The sequence below is a fragment of the Sulfurisphaera tokodaii str. 7 genome (assembly GCF_000011205.1).
GTDB lineage: Archaea > Thermoproteota > Thermoprotei_A > Sulfolobales > Sulfolobaceae > Sulfurisphaera > Sulfurisphaera tokodaii.
In genome coordinates this window covers 310,306-328,599 of sequence record NC_003106.2, presented here as the reverse complement: position 1 = coordinate 328,599, position 18,294 = coordinate 310,306, and the positions used below count along the sequence as shown (strand labels likewise).

The window sequence follows — 18,294 nt, the reverse complement described above, 5'->3', positions numbered from 1 at the left end:
AATGTACTGATATAGAGAATTAAAATATCTTTCAATTTAACGGGAAATAGCGGACCCGCCGGGATTTGAACCCGGGACCACCGGCTCCGAAGGCCGGCGCTCTATCCTGGCTGAGCTACGGGTCCATAGATAGATTATCTCTAATAGGTAATAAAATAATAACTCTTAATCTCTTCTTCAGGAATAAGTATACATATTTTTAAAATTAACTAAATACTTTATAATATTATTTATTATATCTATATTTAAATTATTCTCTTTAATTAAATTAAGATAAATTGGTTTACTTAAATGTCTATAATATCGAGATTGATAAATTCCTAAAGTTAATTCCCTAGGAATTTCCTTTAATTTTTTTTCTCCAATGAACCTATAACCGCATTTTTTACATCTAAATCCTTTGCCTTTTCCTAAAGATTCAGTAGATCCGTTGCATTTAGGACATTCTGGGTTTTTAAAAATCTTGTTATTTAATTTAATAACCTCAATTTTTTCAGCTTCTATTATCTTTCCATATTTAACTGAAGGTTTAACCGCTCCAACAACTCTTATTGTATCTCCTACCTTTAACAACTTAGAAGCAATATTTAACTCCCCAGTTTCTTTATATACTATTATTGTACTACTATTAACGTTAATAATTACATCACCGCCTCTGATATTATCTATTTTAGAAATCTCTCCTTCAATTTCTGTAGTCTGATAAAAATAATTAGAAAACGAATTTATGTGGTCATCAGTAGCTTGATTAGTCTTAAATATCATAGCCATGTCTATTTTATCATTAGTTATAATTTCATTTAGCCCTTTTAACAAAATATTAGCATCAATTCCTCTAATTCCATATAGAATAGGATCAGTACCATGAGGAGAAATTAACAAATATTTCTTTATATAATCAATATTTTCAAAAACATAAGGGAAGTATTTATTTTCGAATTCTATAACACTATTAATATCAATCTCTCTTTTATTCTTATTCCACTCATTTTCTGGTCTATAAGTTATAAGTTCATAAGTGAACTCTTTAGGTTTATATGAAATTGCAGCAATACTTCCTATGATACCTCGATCACCTTTTATTATCATGCCTTGTTTTTTTGCATACTCTATAGCCAAATTTAATGGGATAACATCTTTTACGGCTTTCTCATAAAACCATCTATCAGAGATATCCTTATTTGATATTGCTAAACCAGGCTTTCTGTTATATTTTGCTGATTTACTGATTTTTTCTGTATATTCTATGGATTTATTCCATATAATATCAGCCAGTTCATCTATATCTCTTTCGCTATAAATAATTATTTTTATGCTAGCATTACCTCTAGTTTTCCACGGAATATTAGGATTTAATCTAACGAGATAAGGAAAATCTAAAAGTTTTATCTTTTCCTTAATTAATTCTTTAATTAGCAATGTTGAAAAATGAGTAGTACATCCAGCTACTGGAGAATCGTGATCGTCAATACCAATAATTATTTTTTGACCAGACTCTTTCCCTCTACTATTATCATTGTTAATGTTGATCTCACCTTAGGCAATTTTCTTATTGTATTTGTCACAAAATCTTTTAATTTATCCATAGAATCTGCCTCAACTTTCACTACTATATCGTAAACTCCATATACTACATGAACTTCTGTGACTTCACTCATACTTTTTAATCTTTCAAATACCTCGTCTTCTCCACCAGCATCTGTATTTATGAGGACTATTGCAGAGGCCATTTTTAATCTACAGAAGGTTTATTAATTATAAAGTTATAAGAACTTTATGACAATTAATGAAAGTATATATTATAGATTATCATAGAGATGATCCTAAGAAATGTACAGGAAGAAAATTAATTAAATTGAATTTTGCAGAATTAACAAGATATGGAAAAGGTATAATTCTCGATCCATATTCTAAAAGAATTCTATCTATTCTCGATAAAGATATTGCATTAAAAACTGGTATAACTATTGTTGACACTTCATGGAATTCTACTTCTAAAATTGAATTTGAGAAAATAAAAGGAGAACATAGAAGATTACCTATTCTTTTCGCAGGTAATCCAACAAATTATGGGATTGCATATAAGTTATCGTCAATAGAAGCAGTGATAGCTTCATTGTATATATTAAATGAGGTAGAAGAAGCCATAAAAATCGCAAATATTATTAAATGGGGACATACTTTTTTAGAACTTAATAAAGAATTATTAGAATCTTATAGAAATAAATCAGAAAATGAAATATTAGAAATAGAGAGAGAAGTAATAGAAAAGATAATAGGGGAGCCCTAGCATAACCCGGCTTCTGTATTTTTGGGATTTGACTTAGCGTCTCGGGGAAAATCGGGTCCCTTCTCATCTTTTCCCCACTTGCTCCAGGAGAGACTACCGTTTCAACTGGCATGATAGCTCTCATTTAGGTAACCCAATTACTTGGGTTACCATCAAATCATCTTCATCTGCTATCATGCCAGTCTCGTTTCTGTGTAGTTGCTAGGGGTGCTACCCCTACCCCTTAACGGGGTCTCCCTGGGACCTGGAGGCCGGTGTTTCCTCAGCAACCCGTAGCCCAATCTAGGGCTCCCCTTATTTTTTATGGGGGTGGGATTAATATAGATGCTACTATTACTCCAGCGACCATAATTATACTTATAATTATCAAAAGTTTCGGAGAAATCTTAATTTTTTCATTTTCCTCCTCATAATATCTAATTAATCCAGCCATAGACGCTAAAGGTACTGTTTCTTTCTTCTTTTTACTTGATGGCATAATTATCTCCTAATATTACTAATCTCTTTTACTATTTTTAATGCTTTTTCCAAATTCTGCTCAATAATATTCCCAGTTACTATAATATCTGCTCCAGCAAGAGCTAATTCTTTTGCTATCTCTTCATTTCTAATTCCACCTCCTACTATAATTTTAGAATTTTCTAAGTATTTCTTAGTAATAGAGATAACTGAAGGTCTTATGGGCTCTGGTGCACCTGAGCCTGCTTCTAAATAAACGAAATCCATTCCAAAAAGTTCAGCCATGATAGAATATGCGACTATTAATTCAATATTATCATAAGGTATTACTCTAGCCTTACCAACATGAGCAGCTGTTCCTCCATGCCCAACAATTATATATCCTGTAGGTAATGATTCTAACTTAAGCTTCTTAATTATGGGTGCGGCAATTAATTGAGCCCCAGTTATATAATAAATATCATCTGAATTTAAGAGAGACATAAAAAGTATTGCATCAGCTTTTTCAGTTATTAAATTGACATTACTAGGAAAAATTATTTTAGGTACCTCAAAATCTTCAAGAATCTCTATTATACTGTCAAGTTTTTCTTTAGATACTCCTAAAGTTCCACCTATTAAAAAACCACTTGTACCAGATTCTACTAGCTTTAATGCTATTGAATAAATTGATTCTAGATCTACTTTATCAGGATCGAATAAAGAAAAATGCAAAACTTTTCCTTCATTCAGTTTCTCCTGAATTATCTTCCTCACTTTCCCTCTCAGTTTCATTTTCTTCCTTCTCCTCACTATTACTCTCTTTTATTTCTATCTTACCTTCAAAATATCTATCAATAAACTTCCCATATGCGTTAGCTTCATCAAATATCGGAGGAACTTCAAATTGGTCTTCTAGTCCACAATTTCCACACTTTATTTTGGCAATACCATTTTTAATTTCTACCGTTATCGCTACTTTTCCACATCTAGGACATTCAAAGGTATTAGGTATTTTAGGTTTTGGTCTTAGAAGTAGTTGCTTTCTTCTTTTTCTTCTTCCCCCCATCTGATCCACCTTTGTTTATTTTACTTCTCTGAAGCTTAATTCTTATTCCACTCTTAAAAACTTCCGCAAAAGAGATATATATTAAACCAGATACTATAACTCCAACAACAGCTAAATAAAGAATACCTAACGTAGGGATCAACGTATTAAACCTCGGCTAAATAGTATTTTCCGAAGTATAAATGACTTATCCATGGTATAAATCTCCATAATAATATCCCTCATGAGATCTTCAGTAACTTCTAATGTTAAAACTTTATCCATCTCGAGTGCATACTCTAACGCATATTGATGGTAGCATTTATTATTATTCTTAAAAATATTATTAAATAAGAAATTTTTACAAGAGCATAATATTTCATTAAGGATATAATCTCTATATTTTCCCATAAAAATATAAAAATAAAAATAAGAATCAGTCAATTGCAATTTTATTATTCTACCCTCGATAACAGCAGATTTAGCTTTAATTACAGATGATAGCACAATATATCTATTCTTTATATTACCTTATATTCATATAGTTCAAAAATTATGTTACTGTTTTCCATATGCTATAAAATTTAATGATTAACAATTGATTTTAAGATAACTAAGCAGCTTTATAGTACAATAGTTGAGAGGAATCAAAACTTGTTGCATAAAAAATAATACTAAAATTTCATAAAAATAATTATAATAATAACACTAAACGGTTATTATTACTAATATAGAATTTTTTATCTCTCTTTTAATCTAACAGATAACTAGGGCAATAACCTCGTAACTAAAAGATTATATGAAAGAAACAGGACATAATTTAAATATGGGTTATAGGGTTTTCTCAGCCGGGCAATATAAGATACGTCAAAGAGGGAATAAGTATTATGTTTACAAGATAGAGAAGGATTCTAATGGTAACGTAAAGGAAACTTACGTAGGTCCTTTAGATAAGATAGTGGAATTTTACGTTAGCATTGGGGGTGTGGGGGTATCCCCCACAGTGGACCGGCCGGGATTTGAACCCGGGACCTCTCGGATGCCAACCGAGCACTCTTCCAGGCTGAGCTACCGGCCCATAACTTACTATTATATAATAGCTAATTAATCTTTCTCATCTTAAACAGATGGGAACCCCTCTGTTTCCACTGGAAACAATATAACTTTAGCTTTTTCTTATTCAAGATGTAGTGAATTATACAAAACGTTTTAAAATATCTTATACTTGCTTATTCTCTTGTTTCAGTGGAAACAGAGGGGTATTGGTATCCATTAAGCTTTATTGTATTATCTTATAAATCTCCAGTGGAAACAGAGGGGTAATTTACTGGGGGGTAAAATGACTTAGGCTTTTTATGTCATATAGTCTCAAAATTAGAGTTTGATGAGTAAGATTATTGATGAGATATTATCATCCTTAAGTCGTTCTAGAATCTTTAGAAACAGAGAGTTATTATTACCAGATTATGTTCCAGAAGAGTTACCTCATAGAGAAGAGCAAATTAAAAGATTAGTTGAAATACTTTCTCCATTAATGCGAGGAGAAAAACCAAATAATATTTTCATCTATGGTTTAACGGGAACTGGAAAAACTGCTGTAACAAAATTTGTGGTCAAGAAGCTTCATGAGAAAATATCCAATTCTTTTATTTATGTATATATTAATACTAGGCAAACAGATACCCCATACAGAATTTTGGCTGATCTTCTTGAAAATTTAGGTTCAAAGGTCCCTTTTACAGGAATTTCTACTGCAGAATTATATAGGCGATTTATCAAAAAAGTATTAGAATTAAAGCCAATTTTAGTTATAGTTTTAGATGAGATAGATGCCTTAGTCAAAAAGCATGGTGATGATATTTTATATAGATTAACTAGGGCTAATTACGAAATGGGTAAAAGTAAGGTATCTATAATAGGTATAACTAATGATATTAAATTTGTTGAGTTTCTTGATCCTAGGGTTAAAAGTAGTTTAAGTGAAGAGGAAATAGTATTTCCTCCCTATAATGCTGAAGAATTAGAGGACATTCTAAAAAGGAGGGCTACTTTAGCATTTTATGATTCCGTCGTTTCTGATGATGTAATTAAATTATGTGCTGCTATTGCTGCAAGAGATCATGGAGATGCAAGAAGGGCTTTAGATCTTTTAAGAGTTGCGGGTGAAGTAGCAGAGAGAGATGGTGCCGAAAAATTAACTATAGAGCATGTAAACAAAGCTAGGGTTGAAATAGAAAGAGATAGAGTATATGAGGTTGTTTCAACTCTCCCTTTTCATTCTAAGTTAGTTCTTTTAGCTATTGTGATCGGTGTTAATGAAAAAAGGAGAACCCTTACTACTGGAGAAGTTTATGACGTATACACTAAGTTAGCTAAGAAGATTGGTGTTGAAAGTGTTACTCAAAGGCGAGTTAGTGATATTATTAATGAATTAGATATGTTAGGAATTATTACTGCAAGGGTTGTGAATAGAGGGAGATATGGGAAAACTAAGGAAGTCAACCTAGCAGTTAATGAGGAAACAGTTATTAAGGCAATTTCTGAAAAAGATAGTAAAATTGCTAGTCTCTGGGATAGATGATGGATACTTTCCTTTAAAATATAAGGGCAGAAACGGCCGTACGGTAATGTTATCAGTAGTTTTTAAGGATTATGATATAATTGACATAGATTTTGATTTTATAATTGTAGATGGTGATGATGGCACTTCTGTTTTGAATTCCTTACAAACTGGTGATGTATGTATATTAGATGGATTAACCTTTGGTGGATTTAATTTTGTAAATCCTAGTGAATTAAAAAGTAAATATATTATATTTTATTCATCTAAACCAAATATATTCAAAATTACTAGAGCGTTAGATAGACATTTCAATGATGAAAGGAGAGATATCATTATAAACGTGATTTCTAACTTGACAAGAGTATCTACTTTGAGGGGCGACGTTTACATATATACAAATTTAGATCTAAAAATGGCAAAAAATATTATTGAGGAATATCAAGTATTTGATAGAATACCTTTACCACTAAAAATAGCTCATGAAATTTCAAGTAGTTTGTCTACATTTCTTTTATCTAAAAAAATCATTTAGCTACAACTCTCACTTTCTTGAATGTTTTTAGATAGTTTTATTCTTTCTTCTCTTTCCTTTAATCTTTCATCAAATATTCTCTTTTCTTTTTCTGTAGCTGGCGTTATCTTGTTTATTGGCTTTGGTTTGCCATTTTCATCTATTGCGACAAAAGAGAATACTGTTCTGGTGACTAGTCTTTTTTCACCAGTGTAATGATTAATAGCAAATACTTTTGCTCCAACATCCAAAGAAGTATTACCCGTATATTCTATTGCCCCCTGAATTTCTAATATGTCTCCAATTCTAACCGGAGTGAGAAAATTAGCATAGCCTGCACTTGCAGTAAACACATTACCTTTAGAGTATAATTTAGCTACTATAGCTAATGCCTCATCTAACATTGTATACATCTTTCCAGCGTACAATATTCCATTCATAAAACCATGTTCTGGATATATAGTTCTTATATAACTTCTTCCAAAGCTCATTCCGGGTAAAAGGTCTTCATTATCTTCAGCATCTTTTTTCTTTCTTTCTAATCTTTTTTCTTTCCTTTTATTTGCTTCTTCGTTAGTTCCAATTTTTATGGGTAGTGGTCTAGGTCTATTATTCTCATCTACAGCTACATATGTAGTTAAGCCTAAAGCTCCTAATTCTTCTTTATTATCCCTCTTTATACAAGCCTTTACTTTTATTTCTACAGAGCTTTCCCAACTAGCTAAAGGTTCTGCTATAATTCTAATTACGTCACCGACTTTACCAGGTTTAAAAAGATAAATATAATCTACTGATGCAAGCAAATAGTTGCCTCTACTTATACCAGACATTAACATGCCCGCTGTATCTATTAACCAGTTCATATAAATTCCGCCATGTAAACTACCAAAATGATTAGCATGCCAAGGATATACATTATAATATGTTTCTAATTTCATCATTAGTTATCAGTTATATATAATAGTTTAAAAAATATAATATTTTCCATTTGGTGGCTTAATAAATTCCAGCTATTGCTTTAAGTCTTTCATCTCCCCTTATTTTTAGGATATACTCTGCTACCTTCTGAGGTACTAATTTTTTCCACTCGTCGCTATTTTCAATTATTAATCGTCTTATTAATGTAGAGTTGTATTTTTCTCTATCATATGGAGGAGGAATAAGAATTTCGAATCCAGCCTCTTTAAATAACCTAATTACCAACGGGTTTCTCGCAAATACTATATCAAAATTTGGCGAAAAAGATCTAACATGCGAAACCCATACATTATTCATTAATATATCTGGGACTGGAATTAGATAAATAGAAGATAGATCTATATTTTCTTCTAGTAAACTTTCCCTTATCATTTCTATCCTTTCTCCTGCAGTAAAAGGATTTGCTAACGTATGACTCTCTTGAGCGCTTCCTATAACTATTATTAGTTCATCAACTTTCTGAAGCGCCCATTTGATAACAGATAAATGACCTAAGTGGAATGGTTGGAATCTTCCTGGGTATAAACCTCTAAGCAGATATCCTCACCTTCTTTCGCATTAATAACTATTGAGGCATTGCCTTTATTTATTCCTATTTCTAAGAAACCATATCCATTATTGTATAAGAGTAATTTATTCTGCTCTCCTTCTCCAAAAGTTTTTACTGCAAATAGTTCATATTCATTTCCCTTGTACTTGAGAAGGTATTTAAAATTTTTAGTGGCTTTAATTCTAATTGAAGTGGCAACATTTCCAAAATGATCTATATAGAGAATCTTGCCACAATATATTATATTTTTATCTTCACGCATTTCGTTAGATAAAAATGATAATTTTTCTATTTCATTTTTATTAATCTCACTTCCAAAAACATTAATATCCACATTTAATGAAAGATATGCAGCAGCTACTGAGAATATATCCCTACCATGAAATGTATTAGAGATATTTTTAGATAGGTACAGTTTTGGATTATTAATATATATTACTTTTTCTATTTTATCTTCTTCTACTGATGGGTATAGAACTCCATTATCTGGACCTATAAAATAATAATTTTTAGTTTTGATTAGTAATGCTTTTCTTTCAGTTCCAACTCCAGGGTCTATTACTACCAAAAATATAGTTCCTTTCTTAAAATACCGATATGCTGTATATAATAAATAGGCTCCAGCGTATATATTAAATTCTTTAGCATTTGGAGTTATATATGTAATATCTACGTTTGGATTTATTTTCCTTATTACTCCTTCCATTACACCGTTATAGTTATCAGAAATTCCAAAATCAGTAAGTATTGCTATTTGACTCTTTCTCAAGTTTATCAACTAATAATTCAAGGTAGGACTTAAGTGTTTTTTCTCCCTCAATATTATACTCTTTTAAAAAGTTATTTACGAAATTAATTAGTTCCTCATCAGTGATGTCTATTCCTTCTATCTCAACGAAATCTCCTAAGTCAAATACTCTATCTAGAGATACAGTAAAATTATTAATCTTATAATTTTTTCTTATTTTTTCTATTTTTAAAACTTTAATGAACCCTAGTCTCTGTAGAATTAAATCCATAGAATCTAGGTTATCTATCTTAACAGTTATCTCTTCTCTTGATTTTGACTCAGATGAGAGTTTAGGTCCTTTATATGTTAATTCTACTTCATTATTAACTAATCTAAGACGTAAAGCTTCGTCAGTTTTTCTAAAATCTCTTACTGGACTATTATAATATATATCTATTTGATGTTCTTCATTAAATAGTTTGTACTTAATATTTAATATTTTTTCCAATTCTTCAATGTTTGGAGAGATTAATTTTATTTTTATTTCTCTCTCAATATGTTTCATGGTTATGACAATTGAAAATTATGTTAAAAAGTATAATAATTTATTTACAATCTCTCCTAGTTTAAAGGCTATTTCCCTCGCGTCGAAATATAAATTTCTATCTTATATGGTAGAACGATATATAAAAATTATGGGAGAAGAAGAAACAGAAGATTTTTTATATAGTTGTTCCTTTCCTTTAAAGAAAAGTGTAAGATGTAATGATCTTCTAATAGAATGCAATAAACTAGAAAAAATAATGGAAAATAAAGGATTTAAACTAGAAAAAGTTTCATGGTTAAAACATGGATATATAGTAAAACAGTATCCATCTAAGCCTAGTTTAGGTGCGACAATAGAATATTTATCTGGCTACTATTATATTCAAGGACTAGCATCGATGGTTCCTCCATACGTATTAGATCCAAATGAAAATGATCTTGTCCTTGATATGGCTGCTGCACCGGGGAGCAAAACTACACAACTAGCACAATTAATGAAAAATAAAGGATTAATAGTTGCCGTAGAAAAATCTAGGGAAAGAATTAAATCTCTTTACTCAAATGTAAATAGAATGAAAATTAAAAATGTTGTTTTACTTAGGGCAGACGCAAGAATATTGCGTAAATTAAATATACCATTTAATAAAATTCTGTTAGATGTTCCGTGCAGTGGTGAAGGTCTTATACCAGAAGATCCTTCAAGAAAAACTAAAACTACTATAGAGGATTTAAAAATATTTTTTCAAAATCAACTAGAACTTATAGATATTGCTTATAATATACTAGAACCAGGAGGCATATTAGTGTATTCTAGCTGTAGTATAGCCCCAGAGGAGAACGAAGCTGTTGTAAATTATATAATAGAAAATTATGGGGCAAAAACAGATAAAATTTATGGTTACCCTGCTACTAGCGGAATTACTGAATTTAATGGGATTAAATTTGACGAAAGTTTAAGAAATTGCATAAGGTTTTATCCTCATAAAAGTGGTACGGAGGGATTCTTTGTTTGCAAAATAATAAAGGAGTAATCGTAGAAATAATTTCCATAGATGAAGCAATAAAATATATTAATAGGATAATAAAAATGTATAATTGTATAGAAAATTATGATTTTCTTATAAATAAAGAAATATTTTTATTTAGGGCATATTATTCAATGATAGAAATTATGGATAAATCAAAGAGATTAAATCAACTTTTAGAAAATTTAGCCAAAATTAGATTGAATCCATATGCTTTAGGAGAACCTATACTGCTTATTACAAAGAATAGGAAAATAAGGCCTTTATTACCTTTATCTAAATATTTAATTAATATATGTAAAAATAAAATTTTTATAAATAATAAAATAAGTGAGATTCTTACATATGGGAAGTCAGTTACAATAAATAGTGAAATAAATGAAGGCAGATACTTAGCACTAAATGACGATGGATTTTTTATAGCATATGTTAAGATTAAAAGAGAGAAGAATTCAGTTAAGATAATACCAGAATTAGATATAGGTTGGTATTTAAGAAAGGGAGGATAAAAGTTTATTAGGAGTAAATAAGAAGAGTAACATTTAGAAATTGGTGAATGATATGTCTTCTGATGGGAAGAAAGTAAAAAGTCTCTCAGATCTTCCTGGAGTAGGACAGAGTATTCTTAACAAACTTATTGAAGCTGGGTATTCGTCATTAGAAGCAGTTGCTGTAGCTTCTCCTCAAGATTTGAGTGTAGCTGCAGGAATACCACTAACTACAGCCCAAAGAATAATTAAAGAGGCGAGAGAGGCTTTAGATATAAGATTTAAAACAGCCTTGGAAGTAAAGAAGGAGAGGATAAATACTAAGAAAATAACTACTGGTAGTCAAGCTTTAGACGGACTTTTAGGCGGAGGAATAGAGACAAGAACAATGACTGAACTCTTCGGAGAGTTTGGCTCTGGTAAAACTCAATTATGCCATCAGTTAAGTGTTAATGTTCAATTACCGTTAGAAAAAGGCGGATTAGGAGGTAAAGCTGTTTATATAGATACTGAGGGTACTTTTAGATGGGAAAGAATAGAAGCTATGTCAAAGGCTATAGGGTTAGAACCAGATAGTGCAATGAATAATATATATTATATGAGAGCGATTAACAGTGATCATCAAATGGCAATAGTTGATGATCTTCAAGAACTCATTAGCAAAGATCCAGCAATTAAACTAGTAATTGTAGATTCTGTAACTTCACACTTTAGGGCTGAATTCCCTGGGAGAGAAAATTTAGCTGTGAGACAGCAAAAATTAAACAAACACTTACATCAATTAGTAAGATTAGCGGAAATGTATGACCTTGCGGTTATAATAACAAATCAAGTTATGGCGAGGCCAGATATGTTTTATGGTGATCCTACAGTGGCTGTAGGTGGTCATACTCTATATCATGTTCCAGGTATAAGAGTTCAGCTTAAGAAAAGTAGAGGCAATAAAAGAATAGCTAGAATAGTTGATGCTCCTCATTTGCCAGAAGGAGAAGTAGTATTTGCGATTACGGAAGAGGGAGTAAGAGACGCTGAAGAGTAATTTTTAATCCATCTCTTAATTTATTTCACTTATGGATATTCTCTGGGCTCCTTGGAGGTCAAAATATGTCTCTGAAGCTTCAAAAAATAAGTCCTCCTCGTGTTTATTTTGTGATGTAATCGAAAAAAAGGAAGATAAAAATAACTGGATCGTTTATAGGGGTAAATTCTCATTTATTATACTGAATGCGTTTCCTTATAACCCTGGACATTTAATGATTGTTCCTTATAAACATGTCAGTTCAATAGAAGGATTAGAAGAAAAAGAAATACTAGAAATGATGTATTTTCTCAAAGTAAGTATGAAAGCAATTAGGAAAGTCTATTCACCAGATGGCTTTAATATAGGAATAAATATTGGCAGAGTTGCTGGAGCGGGAATTGATCAACATGTTCATATCCATTTAGTGCCTAGGTGGAACGGCGATGCTAATTTCATGCCAGTTATAGGCGGTGTTAAAGTTCTTCCAGAGATTTTAGAAGATACCTATAATAAATTAAAGCCAGAAATAGAAAAGATAATTAATGAGGAAGCCCTCGATCTCTGAAAAGTGATGACTGCAGGGTTTTCCTGATGTCTTATACAAAATATTTTGATGAAATAGTAAAAATTCAAGATAGAATTAAACAATATATTCATGAGACGCCTATTGATTACTCAAAAACCTTTTCTGATATGATTGGAGCTCAAATATATTTAAAGCTTGAAAATTTGCAGAAAACAGGTTCTTTTAAGGTAAGAGGAGCTTTTTCAAAATTGACAAGCCTAGCCGAAGAAGAAAGGAAAAAAGGTGTTATAGCGGTTTCCGCGGGTAATCATGCTCAAGGTGTTGCATATGCTGCAAAAGTTTTAGGAATTAAAGCAACTATAGTAATGCCAGAAACTGCTCCAATCTCAAAATATCAAGCTACAAAGTCATACGGTGCTCAAGTTATTTTGTATGGGAAATTTCTTCATGAGAGTATGAAAAAAGCTGAGGAGATTATAAGAGAAGAAGGAAGTATTCTTGTTCATCCTTACGGAGATCTTGATGTAATTTTGGGTCAAGGTACATTAGGACTAGAACTTTTGCCATATAATCCAGATATTGTTGTTGTTCCTATAGGAGGGGGAGGACTAATATCAGGAATATCTATAGCATTAAAAGCAAAAAATCCAAAAACCAAAATAATAGGTGTACAATCTTCAGCTTCTCCTTCATTAAAGGTCTCAAAAGATCTTCATAGGCTAGTAGAGATTGAGCCCTCTTTTTCGATAGCAGATGGAATTCTAGTAAAATCTCCCTCTGAAATAACGTTTAGCATAATAGATGAATTAGTGGATGATATTGTTCTTGTTGATGATGAAGAAATAGCAAATGCTATAGTATATTTATTAGAAAGAAATAAAACATTAGTAGAAGGAGCAGCTGCTGCTTCATTAGCAGCACTTTTATCTGGAAAGATTAAAGTTGCTTATAATCATAAAGCTATTCCGGTTCTAAGTGGGGGCAATATAGATCTTTCAATGTTATCCAGAATTATAGATAAGATGCTTTTCAAGAATAAACGAATAGTCAAAGTGAAGGTAATAGTACCAGATAAACCTGGATATCTTAATAAAGTATTAAGTAGAGTAGCACAAATAAGAGGGAACGTTATCGATGTAGTTCATGATAGAACAAGCAGTGATGTTAAACCTGGTTATACTAAAATTTATGTAATGTTTGAAGTACCTAGTGGTGATGCTCTTTCAGATTTCATGTACAACTTAGCTTTAGATGGTATTGAGGCTAAATTAGTAGAATAGTTTATATATAGGAAAAAAGTTAAATTATTGATCCAAATGGAATTTACTATTTAGGTCCCAAAGGAAGTTTCACTAATGAGGTTGCTGAAATTTTTGAAGGAGATAAAATACCAAAAAGAACTATTACAGAAGTATTTAATAGCATAACAGATAATTCTATAGGGATAGTACCTATAGAAAATAGCATAGAAGGACCTGTTCATGAAACATTAGATAATTTATTTAAAAATGAAGAGATTTATGTGAATTATGAGATAGAAAAAGAGATAAAATTAGTTCTTGCAGTAAATCCTTCCGTTAATAGTTTAAACGATATAGAAGTTATCTATTCTCATTCTCATGCTATAAATGAGGCAAAAGAAACACTTAGCAAATACAATTTTACTAATTTTGTTCCAGTAGAAAGTACATCTACTGCAGCTTTATATGCATCTAAACAAAAATATTCTGCTGCAATATGTTCAGAGTATGCAGCTAATTTATATAATTTAAAAATTATTTTAAGAGATATAAATGATAGTATCAATATAACTAGATTTATTGTTATATCCAAAAAACTTATAGAAGACGGAGATAAAACTATGGTAATGTTTACTGTACCTCATAAACCTGGTGCATTATATAAGGTCTTAGAGAAATTTTATAACAATAACATTAATTTGACAATGATCTACTCAAGACCATTAAAAAGTATACCATGGCAATATTACTTTTACCTGGAATTTGAAGGAAATATAAAAGACAATAAAGTAAAAGCAACATTAGAAGAAATTAGAAATATAACATCTATGTTAAAAATAAAAGGTAGTTTTACTAAATTACAATACCAGGTTTCAAATTATCTAAGCTAAATAGTAGCATATAACTCTTGGCTTTAGTAATTTCGACTCCTTTTTTTGCAACTTCAAATATTATTTTTTTATTTGCTCCATGGATCATAGCATAGCATAAATAGTCCCATTTTTTATCCGATTCTCTTAATACAACATGTGTAGCTTCCTTTAGATTTTTAGCTAAGTTGTAACAAGAGGATTCTATATCATCTGAATTAACTAGCATCATGGCATTCTCTTTAATTCCTACTTTATCGCCATTTACTGTTGCTCCATAATCTTTAATAACTCCTTTTTCTTTAAGTTCTTTTATTAGTTCTACTAATTCACTCTCTTTCATATTATATTTTTCGGCTATATTTCTGAACGGTCTTGAAGTAATCTGTAATGGAAGTGAAAGGTCTTTCAATAACTCTTTCGGAATACCTAATTCTTCAGCTGTAGGTATTTTTTCGTGAATTTCTTCTGGTTCGCTATATGAAACACCTCTTATTATATCATATTTTACGCTAAGTTTAAGAGTTTTTTTAGAGAACAGAATCACATAATCTCTACCATTACTTTCTTCTAAAATCTTTTTCACATTTTCTTTCAATTTATCTTTGCTTTCAGCTTTTAATACAAACCAAACATTATATTTTGGATGGTTTCTAATATAATTATGAGTAAGTTCTTTTATAGCTAATGTAATTTTTCTATATTTTTCCAAATTTTCTATTGGTATCTCAGCAGCTATTAGAGCCCCTTCCATTCCTTTAGCTCTAAAGTTTACATACATCCCTACTCTTTTTATAATCTCATTACTCAGTAATTCCTTAGTTTTCTTTATAATCTCTTCTTCAGAAATTCCAAGCCTTTCTGAGATTTCACTAAAAGGTTTCTCATTAAAGGGAAAATGATATTCAAGCTCCATTATAAGCTTCTTATCGATTTCTGATAGCTCCATATGATAAATAATTATACTAAAAGCTAAAAAAGTACTATTTATAAAAGACCTAATTTAATTGCAATTCCTCTTGCAGCTAATATTCCAGTTGCTGCAGCTACATTTATACCTCTAGATAATCCAACACCATCTCCGGCTACAAATAAATTATCAACTACGGTCTCCATATTACTATCCACTACTGCTTTCATGCTATAATATTTTATTTCAGGTGCATATAACAATGTATTAGACGAGTAAATCCCTGGAGCTAGATTATCTAATCTTTCTAACCCTTCAATTATATTGCTGACTACTCTATATGGTAATCCCATGCTTATATCTCCTGGTGTTACATCCCTTAAGGTAGGTTTAACAGTAGATCTGTTAATTCTATCCCATGTACTTCTTCTTCCTTTTTCAAAATCAATTAAACGTTGAATTATTGGTTTTTCTCCTCCTAATCTGGTCATCAATCTAGCAATACTTTTACCATATTCTATGGTATCTTCCAATGGATCTGAGAGTTTAATAGTAGTTAAGAACGCAAAGTTTATGTTTTTACTTTTTCTATCTGCAAAAGTTTGTCCGTTAACTCCAATGGTCCCGTCATCATAAACTTCTTTCATTACAAATCCTCCTGGATTAACACAGAAAGTTCTTACTTTATCATCATACTTCCTTGTATACATAACAACCTTAGGATCCCATACAGCATTAGTTAAATCTTCCATCACAAAGGCTTCTGTTTCTACTCTGACTCCTATATCAAGAGGTCCAGGAACCATGTCAACTCCTAATTTCTTAGCTTGCTCTAGGAACCATTTTGCCCCAGCCCTCCCTGGGGCAACTAATAAAGTTTTAGTTTCTATTTCACCTAGCTTATCTGTTTTTATAATGAATTCAGAGCCTTTCTTTTCTATTTCTAGAGCTTCAGTAAGTTCAGCAACTTGCACATTTTTGCTCTCAATATATTTTAATATATTCTCAATAACGATAGGCGTCTTATCAGTTCCTATATGACGTTGTCTTATTGGTATAAATTCTGCGCCAACTTTAGCAGCCCTTCTTTGGATTTCCTTTACTTTTTCCATGTTGGGTTCAAAATATCTATCTTTAGGTGCTCCAAATTTAACAAGTATTTGATCTACATAATCAATTAACTCTTGTGCTTTATCCCAACTTCTCATAATTTCATGAAGCTCTCCACCAATATCTGGCCTAAGATTTATTATGCCACTACTGTACGTCCCAGCACCACCTATACCGTATGTGATATGACATGGATTACAAAAGGTACATTTCTCTTTTGGACTTAATAATGGGCACACACGTTTCAGTGGTCTTGTTCCTTTATCTATCAGAAGAATTTTCACATCATTCTTATTTAGATTTGCTAATTCATAAGCCGCAAATAATCCAGCAGGTCCGGCACCAATTATTATAGTGTCAAAGAACATCTATTTCACCTCATAGCTTTTCTTTTCTCAAGTCTATCATATCCAGTGTGTCTTCTCCAGTTCCAATTAGTGTGATTGGTACTTTTAACTGTTCCTCTATATCTTCTATCCATTTCTTAGCTTCTTGAGGAAGTTTTGAATATTCTTTTACTCCTTTAGCATCTTTAAATAATGCATCTAATTTAGTTATAGCAATTTGAGTAGCTGAGTTAGCTCTTATTGCTTCTTTTGCAAGCTTAATATTAAATGGAGCACTTCTTCTTTTTCTTCCAGTAACTGTGGCTATTTCAGCAATCCCTAGCCTTTGAGCTTCTTCCCAATCTAATTCTCCTTCTAAAGGTCCCTCACCTACTCTTGTCACATAGGATTTGAATACGACTATTACATGATCTACGTATTTTGGTCCTATACCTACTTCGCTTAAAACACCTGATGAAGAAGTATTTCTACTTGTTACATAAGGATATTCTCCGTGGTATAAGCTTAAGTAGTAACCTTGTGTGCCTTCAATTAAAACTGTCTCATTCTTTTCTAATTTCTCTATAACTAAATTTGGAACATTGATCAAAAATTTAGATAATATATCATAATCTTTAGCTAGTTTTAATTTTCTTAGAATTCTTTTTGCTTCAGCATATCCTACTCCTTGTCCTGTACTTCCTACTCTCTTCATTAAGTATTCATCATTTCTCTCTTCCTCGATTTCCTTCTCAGTTATAATACCAACATGTGGATCTATATACAATCGATCTAATGAGTTAGTCTCTCTTGCCTCATTTATTAATACTTCAATTGAAGTTAAAGCCCCTGGAGCTAATGCTAAATATGTGGTTCTATTTACAAAAGCTGAGGGAATAATTCTTAATTTCCATTGTTTTCCCATATATGTTACAGTATGCCCAGCGTTAATTGATCCAGTTCTTACAGAAAGAGATGGGGAATCTTTTAATGAAAGGTATGCTGCAACTTTTCCCTTACCTTCATCGCCAAAAAATCCTCCTACAAGGATGTTTAGCATAAAACACCGTTTTGATAAATCTCTCTTAAAAATATATAAACTTAGCTAATACTGATTTATAATT

At 31.2% G+C, this 18,294-nt stretch carries 22 protein-coding genes, 2 tRNA genes, 1 other RNA gene and 1 pseudogene; 10 read left to right on the top strand and 16 right to left on the bottom strand.

Going from position 1 to position 18,294, the window contains the following annotated elements:
- Positions 1-50: 50 nt before the first annotated feature.
- The 3 genes from STK_RS01755 to STK_RS01745 all read right to left on the bottom strand — a co-directional run bounded on the left by STK_RS01755 (position 51) and on the right by STK_RS01745 (position 1,730).
- A tRNA-Arg gene (locus STK_RS01755) sits at positions 51-125 on the bottom strand.
- A gap of 52 nt (positions 126-177) precedes the next feature.
- Positions 178-1,470, bottom strand: coding sequence for a TiaS agmantine-binding domain-containing protein (locus STK_RS01750; RefSeq protein ID WP_420825186.1), 1,293 nt, complete (start codon positions 1,468-1,470; stop codon positions 178-180).
- Between the two features lie 8 nt (positions 1,471-1,478).
- The gene (locus STK_RS01745; RefSeq protein ID WP_010978266.1) at positions 1,479-1,730 is read right to left on the bottom strand and encodes an Lrp/AsnC family transcriptional regulator; all 252 of its coding nucleotides are present in this window, start codon (positions 1,728-1,730) and stop codon (positions 1,479-1,481) included.
- A gap of 56 nt (positions 1,731-1,786) precedes the next feature.
- Here STK_RS01745 and STK_RS01740 point away from each other — a divergent pair, with 56 nt between their 5' ends.
- Positions 1,787-2,290: a DUF367 family protein gene (locus tag STK_RS01740; RefSeq protein WP_010978265.1), complete on the top strand. Its 504-nt coding sequence runs from the start codon at positions 1,787-1,789 to the stop codon at positions 2,288-2,290.
- On the opposite strand, the gene rnpB is transcribed toward STK_RS01740, so the two are convergent.
- The 5 genes from rnpB to STK_RS01720 form a co-directional block, all read right to left on the bottom strand.
- Positions 2,280-2,583: RNase P RNA component (gene rnpB, locus STK_RS14520), an RNA gene on the bottom strand. The two genes, STK_RS01740 and rnpB, sit on opposite strands and share 11 nt — an antisense overlap.
- Positions 2,584-2,591: 8 nt before the next feature.
- Positions 2,592-2,768 (bottom strand): preprotein translocase subunit Sec61beta, encoded by a 177-nt coding sequence (locus tag STK_RS01735; protein ID WP_010978264.1) that lies wholly within the window; start codon positions 2,766-2,768, stop codon positions 2,592-2,594.
- Between the two features lie 2 nt (positions 2,769-2,770).
- Positions 2,771-3,523 carry a geranylgeranylglyceryl/heptaprenylglyceryl phosphate synthase gene (locus STK_RS01730; RefSeq protein ID WP_052846261.1) on the bottom strand — a complete coding sequence of 251 codons (753 nt, stop codon included), beginning with the start codon at positions 3,521-3,523 and terminating at the stop codon, positions 2,771-2,773.
- On the bottom strand, positions 3,474-3,797 hold the full coding sequence (locus STK_RS01725) for a transcription elongation factor (protein ID WP_052846259.1): 324 nt from the start codon (positions 3,795-3,797) through the stop codon (positions 3,474-3,476). Before STK_RS01725 ends, STK_RS01730 begins: the two co-directional genes overlap by 50 nt.
- Positions 3,745-3,939, bottom strand: a complete 195-nt coding sequence (locus STK_RS01720; protein WP_052846257.1) for a hypothetical protein — start codon at positions 3,937-3,939, stop codon at positions 3,745-3,747. The genes STK_RS01725 and STK_RS01720 overlap by 53 nt, the downstream gene beginning before the upstream one ends.
- A gap of 636 nt (positions 3,940-4,575) precedes the next feature.
- On the opposite strand from STK_RS01720, the pseudogene STK_RS14710 reads away from it, so the two are divergent.
- A pseudogene (locus STK_RS14710) lies at positions 4,576-4,752 on the top strand (putative integrase); the annotation flags it as partial.
- Positions 4,753-4,780: 28 nt separating this feature from the next.
- On the opposite strand, the gene STK_RS01710 reads toward STK_RS14710, so the two are convergent.
- Positions 4,781-4,854 (bottom strand) — tRNA-Ala (locus STK_RS01710).
- A 306-nt stretch (positions 4,855-5,160) separates the two neighbouring features.
- On the opposite strand from STK_RS01710, the gene STK_RS01705 reads away from it, so the two are divergent.
- Positions 5,161-6,357, top strand: a complete 1,197-nt coding sequence (locus tag STK_RS01705; protein WP_010978258.1) for an ORC1-type DNA replication protein — start codon at positions 5,161-5,163, stop codon at positions 6,355-6,357.
- A complete protein-coding gene (locus STK_RS01700) occupies positions 6,290-6,871 on the top strand; it encodes a DUF99 family protein (protein WP_010978257.1) in 582 nt (193 codons plus the stop codon). Before STK_RS01705 ends, STK_RS01700 begins: the two co-directional genes overlap by 68 nt.
- On the opposite strand, the gene STK_RS01695 is transcribed toward STK_RS01700, so the two are convergent.
- The 4 genes from STK_RS01695 to cyaB are packed head-to-tail and all read right to left on the bottom strand — an operon-like array spanning position 6,868 to position 9,673.
- Entirely contained in the window at positions 6,868-7,791 is a 924-nt protein-coding gene (locus STK_RS01695; protein ID WP_010978256.1) for a hotdog domain-containing protein, read from the bottom strand. The genes STK_RS01700 and STK_RS01695 overlap by 4 nt on opposite strands.
- A 55-nt stretch (positions 7,792-7,846) precedes the next feature.
- Positions 7,847-8,365 (bottom strand): nicotinamide-nucleotide adenylyltransferase, encoded by a 519-nt coding sequence (locus tag STK_RS01690; protein WP_052846254.1) that lies wholly within the window; start codon positions 8,363-8,365, stop codon positions 7,847-7,849.
- Complete coding sequence (locus STK_RS01685) at positions 8,320-9,084, bottom strand: SAM hydrolase/SAM-dependent halogenase family protein (protein ID WP_010978254.1); 765 nt, start codon at positions 9,082-9,084, stop codon at positions 8,320-8,322. The genes STK_RS01690 and STK_RS01685 overlap by 46 nt, the downstream gene beginning before the upstream one ends.
- A gap of 31 nt (positions 9,085-9,115) precedes the next feature.
- Positions 9,116-9,673: a class IV adenylate cyclase gene (gene cyaB, locus STK_RS01680; RefSeq protein WP_010978253.1), complete on the bottom strand. Its 558-nt coding sequence runs from the start codon at positions 9,671-9,673 to the stop codon at positions 9,116-9,118.
- Between cyaB and STK_RS01675 the strand changes: the two genes are divergently transcribed.
- The 6 genes from STK_RS01675 to STK_RS01650 are packed head-to-tail and all read left to right on the top strand — an operon-like array spanning position 9,672 to position 14,845.
- A complete protein-coding gene (locus STK_RS01675) occupies positions 9,672-10,685 on the top strand; it encodes an RsmB/NOP family class I SAM-dependent RNA methyltransferase (RefSeq protein ID WP_052846871.1) in 1,014 nt (337 codons plus the stop codon). The two genes, cyaB and STK_RS01675, sit on opposite strands and share 2 nt — an antisense overlap.
- Positions 10,664-11,188: a hypothetical protein gene (locus STK_RS01670; RefSeq protein ID WP_198429725.1), complete on the top strand. Its 525-nt coding sequence runs from the start codon at positions 10,664-10,666 to the stop codon at positions 11,186-11,188. The genes STK_RS01675 and STK_RS01670 overlap by 22 nt, the downstream gene beginning before the upstream one ends.
- Positions 11,189-11,240: 52 nt before the next feature.
- Positions 11,241-12,206: a DNA repair and recombination protein RadA gene (radA, locus tag STK_RS01665; protein WP_052846870.1), complete on the top strand. Its 966-nt coding sequence runs from the start codon at positions 11,241-11,243 to the stop codon at positions 12,204-12,206.
- Positions 12,207-12,237: 31 nt separating this feature from the next.
- A complete protein-coding gene (locus STK_RS01660; RefSeq protein WP_010978249.1) occupies positions 12,238-12,753 on the top strand; it encodes an HIT family protein in 516 nt (171 codons plus the stop codon).
- Positions 12,754-12,779: 26 nt separating this feature from the next.
- Positions 12,780-13,994 (top strand): threonine ammonia-lyase, encoded by a 1,215-nt coding sequence (gene ilvA / locus STK_RS01655; protein ID WP_010978248.1) that lies wholly within the window; start codon positions 12,780-12,782, stop codon positions 13,992-13,994.
- 23 nt (positions 13,995-14,017) lie between these two features.
- Positions 14,018-14,845, top strand: a complete 828-nt coding sequence (locus STK_RS01650) for a prephenate dehydratase domain-containing protein (protein ID WP_052846250.1) — start codon at positions 14,018-14,020, stop codon at positions 14,843-14,845.
- Here STK_RS01650 and STK_RS01645 read toward each other — a convergent pair.
- Genes STK_RS01645 through STK_RS01635 form a run of 3 tightly spaced genes read right to left on the bottom strand, consistent with a single transcriptional unit; the run spans position 14,808 to position 18,230 of the window.
- Positions 14,808-15,773, bottom strand: coding sequence for an Lrp/AsnC family transcriptional regulator (locus STK_RS01645; RefSeq protein ID WP_010978246.1), 966 nt, complete (start codon positions 15,771-15,773; stop codon positions 14,808-14,810). The two genes, STK_RS01650 and STK_RS01645, sit on opposite strands and share 38 nt — an antisense overlap.
- Before the next feature lie 38 nt (positions 15,774-15,811).
- Positions 15,812-17,212, bottom strand: coding sequence for an NAD(P)/FAD-dependent oxidoreductase (locus tag STK_RS01640; RefSeq protein ID WP_010978245.1), 1,401 nt, complete (start codon positions 17,210-17,212; stop codon positions 15,812-15,814).
- 10 nt (positions 17,213-17,222) lie between these two features.
- Positions 17,223-18,230, bottom strand: coding sequence for an adenylosuccinate synthetase (locus STK_RS01635; protein ID WP_010978244.1), 1,008 nt, complete (start codon positions 18,228-18,230; stop codon positions 17,223-17,225).
- Positions 18,231-18,294: the final 64 nt, after the last annotated feature.